This window comes from Flavobacterium sp., assembly GCF_044349645.1.
Lineage (GTDB): Bacteria > Bacteroidota > Bacteroidia > Flavobacteriales > Flavobacteriaceae > Flavobacterium.
On record NZ_JBIKQP010000003.1, the window covers coordinates 1 to 14,200 of the forward strand.

The following is a 14,200-nucleotide window of genomic DNA, read 5'->3' on the forward strand; positions in this document are numbered from 1 at the left end:
TTTTATTATCACCATATATTCCAATTCATAAAAGAATTATAAGAAATGAATATTAAAAAATTATACATTTTAGGTTTGATTTTTATTGCACAATTTACTTTCTCTCAGGAAGGAGTTGCGGTATATTCAGATTATTTATCCGACAATTATTATTTGATTCACCCATCAATGGCGGGAGCTTCAAGTTGTACCAAAATAAGATTAACAGCACGTAAACAATGGTTTGAACAGCAGGACGCACCGCAATTGCAAACATTGAGTATAAATGGTCGTTTAGATGAAAAATCAGGTGTTGGGATGATAATTTTTAATGATGTTAACGGATATCATTCTCAAAAAGGATTGAAATTAACTTACGCACACCACTTGATGTTTTCAAGAGATGAGTCCGATTTAAATCAATTGTCATTTGGTATAAGCGGTGTTCTTATTCAAAGTCAATTGGATGAAACACAATTTAGAAATTCTGGAAACTATGATCCAATTGTTGATGGTACTATAGTTCAAAAAGAGTCTTACATGAATTTTGACATTGGAGCATCTTATAATTATTTAGAATTTTTCTCTCATTTAACCATTAAAAATGCTGTTGAAACAAGAAGAAATATTTACACTGAATTTGAAAGTGACAACCTTAGAAAAGTAATTTTAAGTGCTGGATATACTTTTGGGGATGCTGATGTTGTTCTTTGGGAACCTTCAATTATGTTTCAATCAGTTGAAAAAACGAAAGAAAGTTCAATGGATTTTAACTTAAAAGCGTACAAAAATTTTGAGGATGGTAAAATATGGGGGGCACTTTCTTACAGAAGAAGCTTCGATGGTGCTCAATACTCTAGAAATAATGGACTTGCGGAACAAAAGTTACAATTCTTTTCACCAATTTTAGGTGTTAACTATAAGAATTTCATGTTTGCTTATACCTATTCTCAAGTTATTGGTGACATTAAATTTGACAACCCAGGCTACCATCAAATTACAATTGGTTTAAATTTATTCTGTGAGCCAGAAAGATACCACTGTAATTGTCCTGCAAATAATTAAAATAATTTTAAACATACAGTCCCGATTCCTCGGGACTATTTTTTTAAACTATGTTGATAAAAGCTGTAAACGGGAAATCTCCTTCTATACCTGAAGACTGTTATGTTGCTGAAAATGCTACAATTGTTGGCGATGTTACTTTTGGAAAATCTTGCAGTGTTTGGTTTAATGCCGTTATTCGAGGTGATGTCAATTTCATTACAATAGGTAATAAAGTTAATATACAAGATGGGGCAGTAGTCCACTGTACCTATCAAAAGCATCCTACAATTATCGGTAACAATGTTTCAATAGGGCATAATGCCATTGTTCACGGCTGTACAATTCATGATAATGTGCTAATAGGAATGGGTGCCATTGTGATGGATAATTGTATTATTGAAAGTAATTCAATTGTTGCTGCAGGTGCTGTAATTACTCAAAATACCGTTGTTCCTTCAGGAACTATCTGGGCTGGGGTTCCAGCTAAGATGGTAAAAGATATTGATCAATCGGATTTTGCAGGTGAAATTGAAAGAATATCCAATAATTATATAATGTATTCTAGTTGGTTTAAAGAAGACAATTAAAAGTCTCTTTTTGAAACGGGATATTTATTTTCCAGAATATCGTTAAGTACTTTCTGATCAATATTAGAATAAAATTCACATTTTCCTTTTTCTAAATTACTAATCCCAGTTTGATTTTGTAGAACGGTTTGAGTTTGTTTAGCAACCGCTTCCCCTGAATCTATTATTTGAATTGACTTTGGTAAAATTTCCTTAATTTTTGGAATTAAATAGGGGTAATGGCTACATCCTAAAACCAAATAATCTATGTTTTTTTCGATCATTGGATTTAAATAGGATTGTAATAGTTCTTCCATTTTAGGAGAATTGATTTCACCATTTTCGATTAATTCAACTAATCCAAAACCTATTTGCTCAACAATATTTACATCTTGGTAAAGCGAAACTGCTTTGTTAAATAGCTCGCTGCTTAAGGTTCCTTTTGTAGCTAAAATACCAATAGTTTGTGTTTTAGAATGGGTTGCAGCCGGCTTAATCGCTGGTTCAATTCCTATAAATGGGACATCGTAGGTCGCTCTTAGTTCTTTTATTGCATTTGTGGTAGCCGTATTACAAGCCACAACAATTATTTTGCAATTATTTTCTAATAATAATTCAGTATTTTTTTTACTGAGTGCAATAATCTCTTCTTTGGATTTAACTCCGTAGGGTGCATTTTTGCTATCGGCTAGGTAAATAGTGTTTTCATTCGGCATTAACTGATGGATAGCTTTCCAAATGGAAGTGCCTCCAATTCCTGAGTCAAACAAACCGATGGGATTATTATTAATCATAGAAGCAAATGTAAAAAAAAACTGCTCACATTAGGAGCAGTTTTATATTTTTTATTTTGAATGTAATTAGAAGCCTAGTTCTTTCTTAACGTCAGCAGTTAAGTTTGGACCGTCAGCTAATAATAAACTTTCAGAGTTCAAAATGTATTGAAAACCTTTCGCTTTTCCTACTTTTTGAATTGCAGCTTTAATTTTTTCTTGAATAGGTTTCATCAATTCAGCTTCTTTAGACTGTAATTCTTTTTGAGCAGTTTGACCGTATTCTTGGATTCTTTTTTCCATATCTTGAACTTCTTTTTGACGCTCGATATTCATTTTTTCAGATACAGTAGAAACTTCTCCTTCGTATTTTTTAATTTTTGCTTGGTATTCTTCACCCATTGTTTTGTAAACTGCTTGGTATTCAACACCTAGTTTTTCCAACTGTTTTTGAGCCTCCATAATAGCTGGCATTTTAGACATTATTTCATTTACTTCTACATGAGCAGTTTTCGATTGTGCAAAAATTGTGTTAGCACCTAGGAAAAAAATGGTAGCTATTAGTAAACATTTTAATTGTTTCATCATTTTAAGTATTAATTATTAATTTATTGGTTTTTCTTTTATTTAACTTCTTTTGCTTTTTTAGCGGCTTCTTTCTCTTCTAGAAGTTTCTTATTTCGTTCTTCTTGTTCTTTTCTTCTATCTTCAATTGCCTTTGCTCTAGCTTGAATTGCTGCTTCATTTAGTGCTTTTTGAGCGGCAGCTTTTTCTTCTAATTCTTTCTTCTTATCTTCAATTGCTTTAGCTCTAGCTTGAGCTGCAGCTTCATTTGCTAATTTTATTTTTGCAGCTTTCTCTTCAAGTTCTTTCTTTTTAGCTTCAGCTAAAGCTTCATTTTGTGCTTTTAGGGCTGCTGCTTTTTCTTCTTGTTCTTTCTTTTTTTCTTCAATTGCTTTGGCTCTAGCCTGAACGGCAGCTTCATTTTGTGCTTTTAGGGCTGCTGCTTTTTCTTCTTGTTCTTTCTTTTTTTCTTCAATTGCTTTGGCCCTAGCTTGAGCGGCAGCTTCATTTTGTGCTTTTAGGGCAGCTGCTTTTTCTTCTATTTCTTTCTTTTTAGCTTCATCTGCAAGTTTTCTTTTTTCTGCAGCTTCAGCTTTTTTATCGGCAATTGCTTTTTCTCTTGCTAATTTTTTATCTTCAAGAATTTTTTGCCTTTCTAGCATTTCAGGATTCTCTTTTATGAAATCCTCTCGTGCGTCTTTTTCTTCTTGAAGTTTAAGTTGCTTTTTTGTTAATTGCTCTTTTTGTTCAGCTCTAATTAAAGTTCTTAATACTTGATCGCTAATGTCATATCTTTTAGCTGCAAAAAGCATTGTTAAATCTGATGATTTGTCAAAAATAAAATCGTATTTTTTTGAATCAGCAAGATCTTGAACTATTGTAAAAATTTGATCTTGAATAGGCTTTACTAAAATTGATTTTTGATTTAATAAATCTCCATTTGGGCCAAATCTTTTTTGATTGTAATCTAACAATTCTTTTTCCTGAAAATTAATTTCCTCTTGTTTTTCAGCAATCAATTCTTTAGTTAACAAAACTTGCTCGGTTTTTAACGCCTCTTTTAGTTTTGTTATTTCATTATTTCTAACCTCAATTTCTTGTTTCCACTTTTGCGCTTTTAACTCTAATTGGTTTTTTGCTTCAGTATAGCTAGGAACATTTTGTAAAATGTACTCCATATCTATATAACCAATTTTCACTCCTTTGGTTTGACCAAAAGTAAAGGCAGAAAATAGAATTGTCAAAAATAGTAAAAATTGTTTTCTCATAACTTAATTTTATTAGAAAATTAATACTTTCATTAAAATTGTTGACCAATAATAAAGTGAGTTTCCCAGCCATTTGGTTGAGTTAAACCTTGTATTGGAAGTGCATCAAAACCGTACCCAAAATCAATACCCAATAAACCAAAAGCTGGCATAAATACTCTTAGTCCAAATCCTGCCGAACGCTGAAGAATAAATGGATTATAATTTCTAAATGAATCATAAGCAGCACCTCCTTCAGCAAATGTTAATGCATAAATTGATGCAGATGATTTTAAGGTTAGCGGATATCTTAATTCTAATGAAAATTTGTTATATACCGTTGCTCCATTTTGTGCGCCACGGCTATCAGAAGGAGTTAATGACTGGTTTGGGTAACCTCTTAAACCAATAATTTCTCGACCATCTAATGCAAAGTTTGCCAAACCATCACCTCCAACAAAAAATCTCTCAAATGGAATCATTCCTCGATCTTGATTATATGAACCTAGGAATCCAAATTCGCCTAATGAACGAAGTACTAATTTATCGTAGATTTTTGTAAACCAGTCGGCTTTAAATTTTATTTTGTAGTATTCTAACCATTCAAATTTTTTCTGGTCTACTTTCCCTTGATCTGTATCTGCATTAACATAGCTATCCGCTTTTACCTGATAATTAGTTCCATTTATTTCTTGTGTAGCAATATAATCTCCAGGTGCTACCCATGTGTTATTTACATCAAAATATCCAGCACCAGAATTGGTTAATTTGTATTCAGCTAGCTTGCCAAGATTTGCATAGTCTATTTTACTAAACATTGAGAATGGAGGAGTAAATTTTGCAGAAACACTAAATTCAGATCCATATGTTGGGAATATTGGATTAACCCCTTTGTTATTTCTGCTTAATCCAATAGTGTAAGCAAAATTTCTTGAGGCACCATTTCCAAATGTAAATAATCCTGTATTATAATTATTTAAATCATAATATTGAAAACTAATTGAATTTGAAAGCACGAAAGAATCATCAGGTACAGTAAGTCTTTTTGCTAATCCAATTGAAGCGGTTAAAATGTTGAAACTTTTACTTCTATCTACTTGACCAGTTGCAAAGTCATTCAAAAACTGCTTACTATAGGATAATGAAGTGCTAAATTGTACTGGTTTTTTTCCACCTAACCAAGGCTCAGAAAACGACATACTGTAGGTTTGAAAAAAGGTACTACCCTGTAACCTTAGAGATACTTTTTGACCATCCCCCATAGGTAAAGGTCTGTAAGCCTCTTTATTAAAGACATTTCGTAAAGAGAAATTATTAAATGACAACCCTAAAGTTCCAATAAAACCTCCACCGCCATAACCACCTTGAAGTTCAATTTGGCTAGAACCTTTCTCAACTAAATTATATTCTATATCAACGGTACCAGCTGAGGAATCTACATTTTTAAATTTTGGATCAATCGCTTCAGGATCAAAAAAGCCCAATTGACCAATTTCTCTGATGGTTCTAACTAGATCGTCTTTACTGTATTTTTCACCTGGTTTAGTTCTAAGTTCACGATAAATAACTTCATCATGAGTTTTGTCATTACCGACAACAGTTATTTTATTAAAATAGGCGATTGGGCCTTCAACAACTCTAACTTCAAAATCGATGGTGTCATTTGCTGTTTTAACCTCTACAGCATTGATATTTGAAAACAAATATCCATTATTTTGGTATAAATTAGTGATGTCTTCTCCGTCAGGTTTTGTTTTATCTGAAATTCTTTTTTCAAGAAGAACCCCATTATAAATATCGCCTTTTTTTATCCCAAGAATACTTCTTAATCCTTGATCTGAATAAACGGTATTTCCTAAAAATTTTATATTTCCAAAGTAATATCTATTACCTTCTTCAACATTTATATTTATGGCAAGTTTATTTTTCTCCTTATCAAAATAAACACTGTCAGAAACTATTCTTGCATCGCGAAATCCTTTTTCTTTGTATTTATCTATGATTTTTGCAAGATCGGCTTTGTATTTATCTTTTATAAATTTTGAAGCTTTAAAAATTCTTAGAGGATTTTTAACTTTGGTATCGGACATTGCACTACGAAGTTTTTTATCCGAAAACTTAGAATTTCCATTGAATGTAATATCCCCAATTTTTACTTTTTCACCTTTATCAATCCCAATTACAAGTTTCACACGATTATTTTCTGTAGTATCGTTAACTACATTAATATTGACTTTAGCGTTGTAAAATCCGTCTTTTTTATATTTATTTTCAATATAATTTTTTGTGGTAGTTATTAGGTTTTCATTGACTACTTTTCCAGGAGTTAAGCTATTTTCTTTTATTAAATCTTCAATTTTGTTTTTCTTAACACCATTAAATTTAACCTTAGTTAATTTTGGAAGCTCATTAATATTTAATTCTAGAAATATACTATCAGCTTTAATTTGGGTAACAAAAAAGTCAATTTCACTAAAAAGCCCCAGTTTTCCTAATTTCTTTATTGCGTTACTAATTTCTTCACCAGGTACAGTAATGTTTTGGCCTTTTTCAAGCCCTGCAAACGTTACTACTGTTTGTTTATTAAAGCTGATTTTTCCAGTAACAGCAACATCGGCAAGTATGTATTTTTTTCCTTGGTCAAAAGGGATTCTATCTTGAGCTGCTATTTGAGTAATACTTCCGAAAAATATAATCGTAAGCAATAATTGTATGCTTTTATTTAACACTAATAATTTATTTAATTTGTTCACTTGTTTTTCCGAACCTACGTTCTCTTTTTTGATAGCTAATAATTGCTTCATACAAATCAACTTCTCTAAAGTCTGGCCATAGCACATCAGTAAAATATAATTCTGAATAGGCTATTTGCCAAAGCAAAAAATTGCTAATTCGATGTTCGCCACTTGTTCTAATTAATAAATCTACTTCTGGCAAATCACGTGTGTAAAGATGCTGATTTATTATTGATTCATCTATCTTGTCTATTGAAATTATATTATTTTTAACTTTATTACTAATATTTTTAACAGCATTTATGAGTTCTTCTCTTGATCCATAGCTTAAAGCTAATGTTAAAACCATTCTCGAATTAGTTTTCGTGGTTTCAATCACTTCTTGTAATTTTTTTTGAGCTGATTTAGGTAATAAATCTAAATTTCCAATGGAATTTAACCTAATATTATTTTCCTGAAGTGTTTTTAATTCGTTTTTCAATGAATTAATTAACAATTCCATTAATAAGTCTACCTCTAATTTAGGTCTATTCCAATTTTCAGTTGAAAAGGCATATAATGTTAAATTTTCTATCCCCAATTTAGCCGAGGTTTCAACTACAGTTCGCACAGATTTAGTCCCATTTTCATGTCCAAACGCTCTAAGCAAGCCTTTTTGTTTAGCCCAACGACCATTGCCATCCATAATTATAGCTAGATGTTTTGGTAAATTATCTTTATTTATAGATTCAGCTAAACTCATTTATGTACACAATAACATGGTCGATTTCCAAATGTATACGTTAAAGTTATACCTGAAAACACATACCAATCATTACTATTTATATCTCCAAATTTCAATGGCGCTAATATTTTATTTTTTGGATTGCTCCCGTCAAGGTTATCTGTCATAGTATATCTTGCTCCTACTTCAACACCTAAAATAATACTCTCAAAAACATTTGCTTTCACTCCCAATACCATTGGAATAGCTAATTGCCCGTTTTTATAATCTGTTTTTTGTTCTCCTGCAATATAAAACAATTCATCATAACCAAAATAGCTTATTCCACTATAAATATAGGGTGTTATTTTTGGCTCAAAGTCATGCAAATTAAAGTCAAAAAAATTAAATTCAAGCCCTAAAGATACTTCTTTTATATTATTTTCAAAATATAAACCCCTTGGAGTTCTACTTGGTGAATTTGATTTTAAATCGTAAGAAGTAATTTTAGCTTGACTGTAAGAAAATCTCCAAGAATGTCTCGGACTTTTATTCCATTTATATAGCACGCCAAACGCGAATTCATCAGGCGCTATATAGGTTGTTGGTCCAACATCTCCAATATAATTACTACCTCCAAGAAATACTCCTATTTCATGAATTTGAGCATTTACATTTGTAAATCCCAACAGTAAAAATAATAAGATATAATTTCTATTCATCCTTTTTAAAAATAGCTTGCAAATATAACAATTATAGGTTCAAAATCGCCCATGATTTCTGAAATAAAAGGCAATTTTTCATATTGTAATTATAAAAAACGAAAATAGATCGGTTGTAGTATACCGAATTCAAAAAATAGTGGTTAATTTCTTTTGTCTTCTCCCCAAAGTAGTTTGTTGCGAAGTGTTTTTAAAAAGGTCTCTTCATGGATTTCGACCATTTTAATCTTAAATGGTGTTTTTCGAATCGTTAATTCCGATTCGTTTTTAACCGATGCAATCCTTGAATCTAAGGAAACTAAATATTGTTCCTCTCGACCGGTAACTTTTAATCGGATAATTGTATCGTCAGGAATTACTAGAGGTCGGGCGTTTAAATTATGAGGAGCAATAGGAGTAATTACTAAACTTGAAACGTTTGGAGTTAATATTGGTCCACCGCAACTTAAAGAATAGCCAGTGGAACCTGTAGGTGTTGAAATTATTAGCCCATCAGCCCAATACGAATTTAAAAACTCATCGTTTAGATATGTTTCAATCGTTATCATCGAAGTGGTATCTTTTCGGCTTACTGAAATTTCATTCATTGCAAAATTAATATCAGCAATTTCAGCAATTTCAGGAGTTCCCGATAAACTGATTAGGTTTCTTTCTGAAATAGTATATTTTTTCTCAATAATTAATTGTAAAAATTCAGCAATTTCATCTTTTTGAACCATCGCTAAAAAACCTAATCTTCCTGCGTTGATCCCTAAAATTGGAATTCCAGAATCACGAACTAAAGTAGCCGCTCTTAAAATAGTTCCGTCTCCACCAATGCTAATCATAATGTCAAAACTACCGTCTAATTCAGCATGAGATTGAAACGTTTTATATTCTTTTTTTACAATTTGTTTTTCATATAATAGCTTCAAAAATGCTTCTTCAATAATCATTTCGACTTGATTCTCATTGAAAAAAACAAAAATGTCTCGGATAATTGGTTCCGTACTATTTTGATAATATTGTCCGTAAATTGCTACTTTCATTTTATGATAATTAACAGAAAACTAATTACTAAATGTTTAAATATTTATCCAAATAGGCCGATCGATCTTTCAAATCATTCAGAAAAATATCTTCTTTATGTTCCGAAATAATATCGAATTCGTACCTTCTAAAAGACTGTAAAATTTCATTCATGCCTCCCAAAACAATTTTTATAGTAACTTGAACTTTGTCAGAAGTAGTATTTGAAACATACAAACCTAAGATCTTCCCACCATTACTTTCCACAATTTGAACTACTTGACTCATTGTAAAATCCAAAATAGATTTCTCTACAATAATCACTCCGCCAAAATCTTTTACGAATGGAGTGTCGTAGAAATTACGAATTACTTCCGTGATTTCATAATATCCAACATAGTTGTTTTCTTCATCTAATACAGGAATTACGGTAGTATTGTTTCTTGAAAAAACCTCTAAAACATCAATCCAAAACAAATTTGTTCGCACATAAAATCCTTTTAAAGAATAACTATAATCGGATATTTTTTTACTTGAATCATAAGTTTCAACTTCTTCAGATGAAATACAACCGATATAAACGCCCTCTTCAACCACTGGAAAATGGGAAAAGCGAGACTCTTCAAAAAAATCCATAATTGATTCAATAGAATCGGAGCTTTTTATTGCCTTAAAATCGTTGTTTATATAATCTGTAATTGCTAACATTTAAAATTGTTGTTTAACCGACTGCAAAATAATCAAAATTTAGCATAAATCAACGTGTTTTACTTTGTATTTTTGTCAAGAATTATTAAGCAAAAAGTCAATGACAAAATTAAGCGTAAATATTAATAAAATTGCCACTTTAAGAAATGCACGTGGCGGAAATGTACCCGATTTACTTAAAGTTGCTACAGATATTCAAAAATTTGGAGCGCAAGGAATTACCATTCACCCAAGGCCAGACGAGCGTCACATTCGGTATCAAGATGCGCGAGATTTGAAAAACATCGTTTACACTGAATACAATATTGAGGGAAATCCAGAATCTCAATTTGTGAATTTAGTTTTAGATGTAAAGCCTACGCAAGTAACTTTAGTTCCCGATGCTGTCGATGCAATTACCTCAAATGCAGGTTGGAATACCATAAAGCATCAAGATTTTTTAACTGAAATGGTTCAAGAATTCAAACGAAACGGCATTCGAACTTCCATATTTGTAGATCCTACTTTAGAAATGATTGAAGGTGCAGCAAAAATTGGTACCGACAGAATCGAATTGTATACCGAAAGTTTTGCCTACCAGTTTGGATTGGGAAATAAATCGGGAATTGACCCCTATGTTTCGGCGGCCAAATTAGCCAACGAATTGAATTTAGGAATCAATGCTGGGCACGATTTAAGCTTGGAAAACATACAATATTTTAATCAAAACATACCAAATTTACTCGAAGTTTCCATCGGTCATGCCTTAATTTGCGAAGCTTTATATCTCGGATTAGACAATGTGGTAAACATGTATTTGCAAAAATTAAAATAATAATTGGGGCGTGACCACAAGGGTCGGGCTGTACGTTGCAATCTTTGTTTCGCTGAGCTACACAAAGGATTTCCACTTCCATCCCTCACGCAACCCCGAACATAAATCATAATTATGCTTTATTCAAAAATTGAAGGTCAAGGAAAACCACTTTTAATTCTCCACGGATTTATGGGGATGTCAGACAATTGGAAAACACTAGGTTCTCAATATGCCCAAGATGGATTTCAAGTTCATATTCTAGATCTTCGAAATCACGGGCGTAGTTTTCATTCTGATATTTTCAATTATGAAGTAATGGTTCAAGATGTGGTTGATTATTGTGATGAAAATAATTTAACCAATATTGATTGCATCGGACATTCAATGGGTGGTAAGGTCGCCATGCTTCTGGCAACACAATTTCCTAATTTGGTTGACAAACTTATTGTTGCTGACATCGGTCCAAAGTTTTATCCCCAGCACCATCAAACCATTTTGGAAGGTCTAAATGCAGTTGATTTTTCATTGAAGCCAAGTAGGAGTGAAGTAGAAGAAACCATTTCAAAATACATTCCCGATATTGGCACACGCCAATTTTTATTAAAAAGTTTGTATTGGGTTGAACCTGGCCAATTGGCATTCCGATTTAATTTAGCAGTTTTCAATATTCAAATTGAGCAAATTGGCACCGCTCTTTATGAAAATGCACTTTTTGAAAATCCTACCTTATTCATTCGCGGAGGAAATTCCAACTATATCCTTGATTCTGATATTGATGAAATTTATAATCATTTTCCAAAGGCTGTAATCAATACTATTTCAAATGCAGGACATTGGCTTCATGCTGAAAAACCTCAAGTTTTTTTTGAACTAACCAAAAATTTCTTGAAAATGTAATTTTAGTTCAATTATTTATTAAATTTATATTCATAAAAAAATAGATATTATGAAGCTATTTATGAAAATTGTTTTTAGTTCAATATTGGTAATGTTCCTTTCAAATGTAATGAATGGAGTTCATGTTGATAATTTTACCACTTCAATTATTGTTGCAATAGTACTGGGATTGCTAAATATATTTGTAAAACCAATTCTTGTTCTATTTACTCTTCCAGTAACGGTATTTACTTTGGGATTATTTCTCCTTGTTATTAATGCATTATTAATTCTTTTATGTGCAAAAATCGTTGGTGGTTTTAGAGTAGATTCCTTCTTTGATGCATTAATTTTCAGTATAGTATTATCGCTATTACAATCAGTTATGTACGGTTTGATAAAAGATGAAAAAAAATAAAATACATGAAAAAGGGATTCAAATATCGTAAGGTATTATTTTTAGGACTATCTATATTTTTATTAATTTCATTTGTAAGTTTTACCTCTAAATCGGCAACTTTACAAGATAATAATCCATTTACTTATTTGCCAACTTCTACTACCAAGCAAGTAATTAAACACAGATATTATGCGCTTTCTTACAATGAAAAATACGAACAAGCAGAATGGGTTTCCTATTTCTTAAGAAGTCAAAATGAAGGTATTGGACATTATAAAAGACCAAGATTTATAAATGATCCAAAAGTTACTACCGAATCGGCGGATACAGACAATTATAAAAAATCAGGTTATGACAGAGGGCATTTATGTGCAGCTGCCGATATGAGATTTTCAAAAACAGCTTATGACGAAACTTTCTATACCTCAAATATTTCACCGCAAAAGCATAATTTTAATGGTGGGATTTGGAAACTATTAGAAGAAAAATCAAGATATTGGGCAACCAAATATAATGGAATTTATGTGGTAACTGGAGGAATATTACACAAAGGATTGCCAACAATTGGTTCTGAAAAAGTAGCAATTCCAAATTATTTTTATAAAATTCTTTATTGTAATTTTAAAGGGAAAGATAAAATGGTAGCTTTTTTAATGCCGAGTGTTAAAAGCAAAGATCCATTATATAAGTTTGTTGTTTCGGTTGATTCAGTTGAGAAAATGACCGGAATTGACTTTTTTCCACAATTAAATGATGCAATTGAAAAAGAGCTAGAAAGTAAAAGTGATTATAAAGCTTGGGCATTTTAATATTACCACTCATTCACTTTATTGGCATCCATTTTTAAGAAAATAAATAGTAAAATGGTAAAGCCCCAAAGTCCTGAACCTCCATAGGAAAAGAACGGAAGTGGCACCCCGATAGTTGGAAAAATCCCAGCTACCATCGCTATATTTACAAAGAAGTGAATGAATAATATTCCAGCTACACATTGTCCATAAATTCTACTGAATTTTGTTTTTTGTCTTTCAGCGAGATAAATTATCCTTAATAATAAACCAGCAAATAATCCAATAACAATTAAGGACCCGATGAATCCCCATTCTTCGCCTACTGTTGTAAAAATATAATCGGTGTGTTGCTCAGGAACAAATCCACCTTTGGTTTGGGTTCCTTCAAGAAATCCTTTTCCAAACCAACCACCAGATCCAATAGCAATTTCCGACTGATTGGTATTGTATCCAATACCTCTCATGTCTACTTCTTTACCTAATAAAATATTAAAACGGTCGCGGTGGTGTTGTTTAAAAACGTTGTCAAAAACATAATCCACTGAAAAAACATAGCCAGAAATTAATACAAATAATATAGAACTTGCTATAATATTTCTGTTTCCAATTCTACTTTTTAAATAATAAAAAACAATAACAATTAAAGCCATAATTGCTACTGCCCAAGGTTCAAATAATAAGGAGAAAACAAATAATACAATTGCTGCAAAACCAGCCCATAAATACCATGAAGGCAATCCTTCTCTGTAAAGTACTAATAAGAAAACTGTAAAAATTAAAGCACTTCCTGGATCAGGTTGTGGTAAAATCAATAGTATTGGTAAAAAAATGATTAAGAGAGTTTTAATTTGTTTATCTATATCTTTTAAATTCACTTGAACATCACTTAAATATTTGGCTAAAGCCAATGCCGTAGCTGCTTTTGCAAACTCGGAGGGTTGTATTGTAAAACTTCCAATTGCATACCAACAACGTTGACCTGCAATAGTTTTTCCCGCTACAAATAATCCCGCTAATAAAACCAATGCAACACCAAAAATGACACTAGAATACTTTTCATAAAATTTTCCTTCTATTGCCAATATCATAAAAACCATTGGAATTGTGAAAAAAATGAATAGCATTTGCTTACCGTAAATTTGAGTAAAATCAAATATAGATGCATCCTCAACTGACGACGATAATGATGAGGAATAGATGTTTAACCAACCTAATATTACTAAAATAATATAGATAGCTACACTAATCCAATCTATGTTACTCGTTACGCTTTGGTTTTTCATTT

15 protein-coding genes are annotated in these 14,200 nt (G+C 31.6%); 6 read left to right on the forward strand and 9 right to left on the reverse strand.

Annotated elements, in window-relative coordinates:
• The first annotated feature begins 45 nt into the window (after window positions 1–45).
• Window positions 46–1,044, forward strand: coding sequence for a PorP/SprF family type IX secretion system membrane protein (locus AC9UFV_RS01055; RefSeq protein WP_509571887.1), 999 nt, complete (start codon window positions 46–48; stop codon window positions 1,042–1,044).
• A 50-nt stretch (window positions 1,045–1,094) separates the two neighbouring features.
• A complete protein-coding gene (locus AC9UFV_RS01060; RefSeq protein ID WP_509571889.1) occupies window positions 1,095–1,613 on the forward strand; it encodes a gamma carbonic anhydrase family protein in 519 nt (172 codons plus the stop codon).
• Here AC9UFV_RS01060 and murI read toward each other — a convergent pair.
• The 8 genes from murI to AC9UFV_RS01100 all read right to left on the reverse strand — a co-directional run bounded on the left by murI (window position 1,610) and on the right by AC9UFV_RS01100 (window position 10,052).
• Window positions 1,610–2,386, reverse strand: coding sequence for a glutamate racemase (gene murI / locus AC9UFV_RS01065; RefSeq protein WP_509571891.1), 777 nt, complete (start codon window positions 2,384–2,386; stop codon window positions 1,610–1,612). The genes AC9UFV_RS01060 and murI overlap by 4 nt on opposite strands.
• Window positions 2,387–2,452: 66 nt before the next feature.
• A complete protein-coding gene (locus tag AC9UFV_RS01070; RefSeq protein WP_509572023.1) occupies window positions 2,453–2,950 on the reverse strand; it encodes an OmpH/Skp family outer membrane protein in 498 nt (165 codons plus the stop codon).
• Window positions 2,951–2,988: 38 nt separating this feature from the next.
• Complete coding sequence (locus AC9UFV_RS01075) at window positions 2,989–4,197, reverse strand: OmpH/Skp family outer membrane protein (RefSeq protein WP_509571893.1); 1,209 nt, start codon at window positions 4,195–4,197, stop codon at window positions 2,989–2,991.
• A gap of 32 nt (window positions 4,198–4,229) precedes the next feature.
• Window positions 4,230–6,980 carry an outer membrane protein assembly factor BamA gene (gene bamA / locus AC9UFV_RS01080; protein ID WP_509571895.1) on the reverse strand — a complete coding sequence of 917 codons (2,751 nt, stop codon included), beginning with the start codon at window positions 6,978–6,980 and terminating at the stop codon, window positions 4,230–4,232.
• Complete coding sequence (gene uppS / locus AC9UFV_RS01085) at window positions 6,913–7,653, reverse strand: undecaprenyl pyrophosphate synthase (RefSeq protein WP_509571897.1); 741 nt, start codon at window positions 7,651–7,653, stop codon at window positions 6,913–6,915. Before uppS ends, bamA begins: the two co-directional genes overlap by 68 nt.
• The gene (gene porG / locus AC9UFV_RS01090; RefSeq protein WP_509571899.1) at window positions 7,650–8,336 is read right to left on the reverse strand and encodes a type IX secretion system protein PorG; all 687 of its coding nucleotides are present in this window, start codon (window positions 8,334–8,336) and stop codon (window positions 7,650–7,652) included. Before porG ends, uppS begins: the two co-directional genes overlap by 4 nt.
• A gap of 143 nt (window positions 8,337–8,479) precedes the next feature.
• Window positions 8,480–9,364, reverse strand: coding sequence for an NAD kinase (locus AC9UFV_RS01095; RefSeq protein ID WP_509571901.1), 885 nt, complete (start codon window positions 9,362–9,364; stop codon window positions 8,480–8,482).
• A gap of 28 nt (window positions 9,365–9,392) precedes the next feature.
• Window positions 9,393–10,052 carry a CBS domain-containing protein gene (locus AC9UFV_RS01100; protein WP_509571903.1) on the reverse strand — a complete coding sequence of 220 codons (660 nt, stop codon included), beginning with the start codon at window positions 10,050–10,052 and terminating at the stop codon, window positions 9,393–9,395.
• A 100-nt stretch (window positions 10,053–10,152) separates the two neighbouring features.
• Between AC9UFV_RS01100 and AC9UFV_RS01105 the strand changes: the two genes are divergently transcribed.
• The 4 genes from AC9UFV_RS01105 (at window position 10,153) to AC9UFV_RS01120 (ending at window position 12,933) form a co-directional block, all read left to right on the forward strand.
• Window positions 10,153–10,866, forward strand: a complete 714-nt coding sequence (locus AC9UFV_RS01105) for a pyridoxine 5'-phosphate synthase (RefSeq protein WP_509571905.1) — start codon at window positions 10,153–10,155, stop codon at window positions 10,864–10,866.
• Window positions 10,867–10,980: 114 nt separating this feature from the next.
• Window positions 10,981–11,745: an alpha/beta fold hydrolase gene (locus tag AC9UFV_RS01110; RefSeq protein ID WP_509571907.1), complete on the forward strand. Its 765-nt coding sequence runs from the start codon at window positions 10,981–10,983 to the stop codon at window positions 11,743–11,745.
• Window positions 11,746–11,794: 49 nt separating this feature from the next.
• Window positions 11,795–12,142 (forward strand): phage holin family protein, encoded by a 348-nt coding sequence (locus AC9UFV_RS01115; RefSeq protein ID WP_509571909.1) that lies wholly within the window; start codon window positions 11,795–11,797, stop codon window positions 12,140–12,142.
• A 5-nt stretch (window positions 12,143–12,147) separates the two neighbouring features.
• Entirely contained in the window at window positions 12,148–12,933 is a 786-nt protein-coding gene (locus tag AC9UFV_RS01120; RefSeq protein WP_509571911.1) for a DNA/RNA non-specific endonuclease, read from the forward strand.
• Between the two features lie 2 nt (window positions 12,934–12,935).
• Here AC9UFV_RS01120 and rodA read toward each other — a convergent pair whose 3' ends face one another.
• Window positions 12,936–14,198, reverse strand: coding sequence for a rod shape-determining protein RodA (gene rodA, locus AC9UFV_RS01125; RefSeq protein ID WP_509571913.1), 1,263 nt, complete (start codon window positions 14,196–14,198; stop codon window positions 12,936–12,938).
• Window positions 14,199–14,200: the final 2 nt, after the last annotated feature.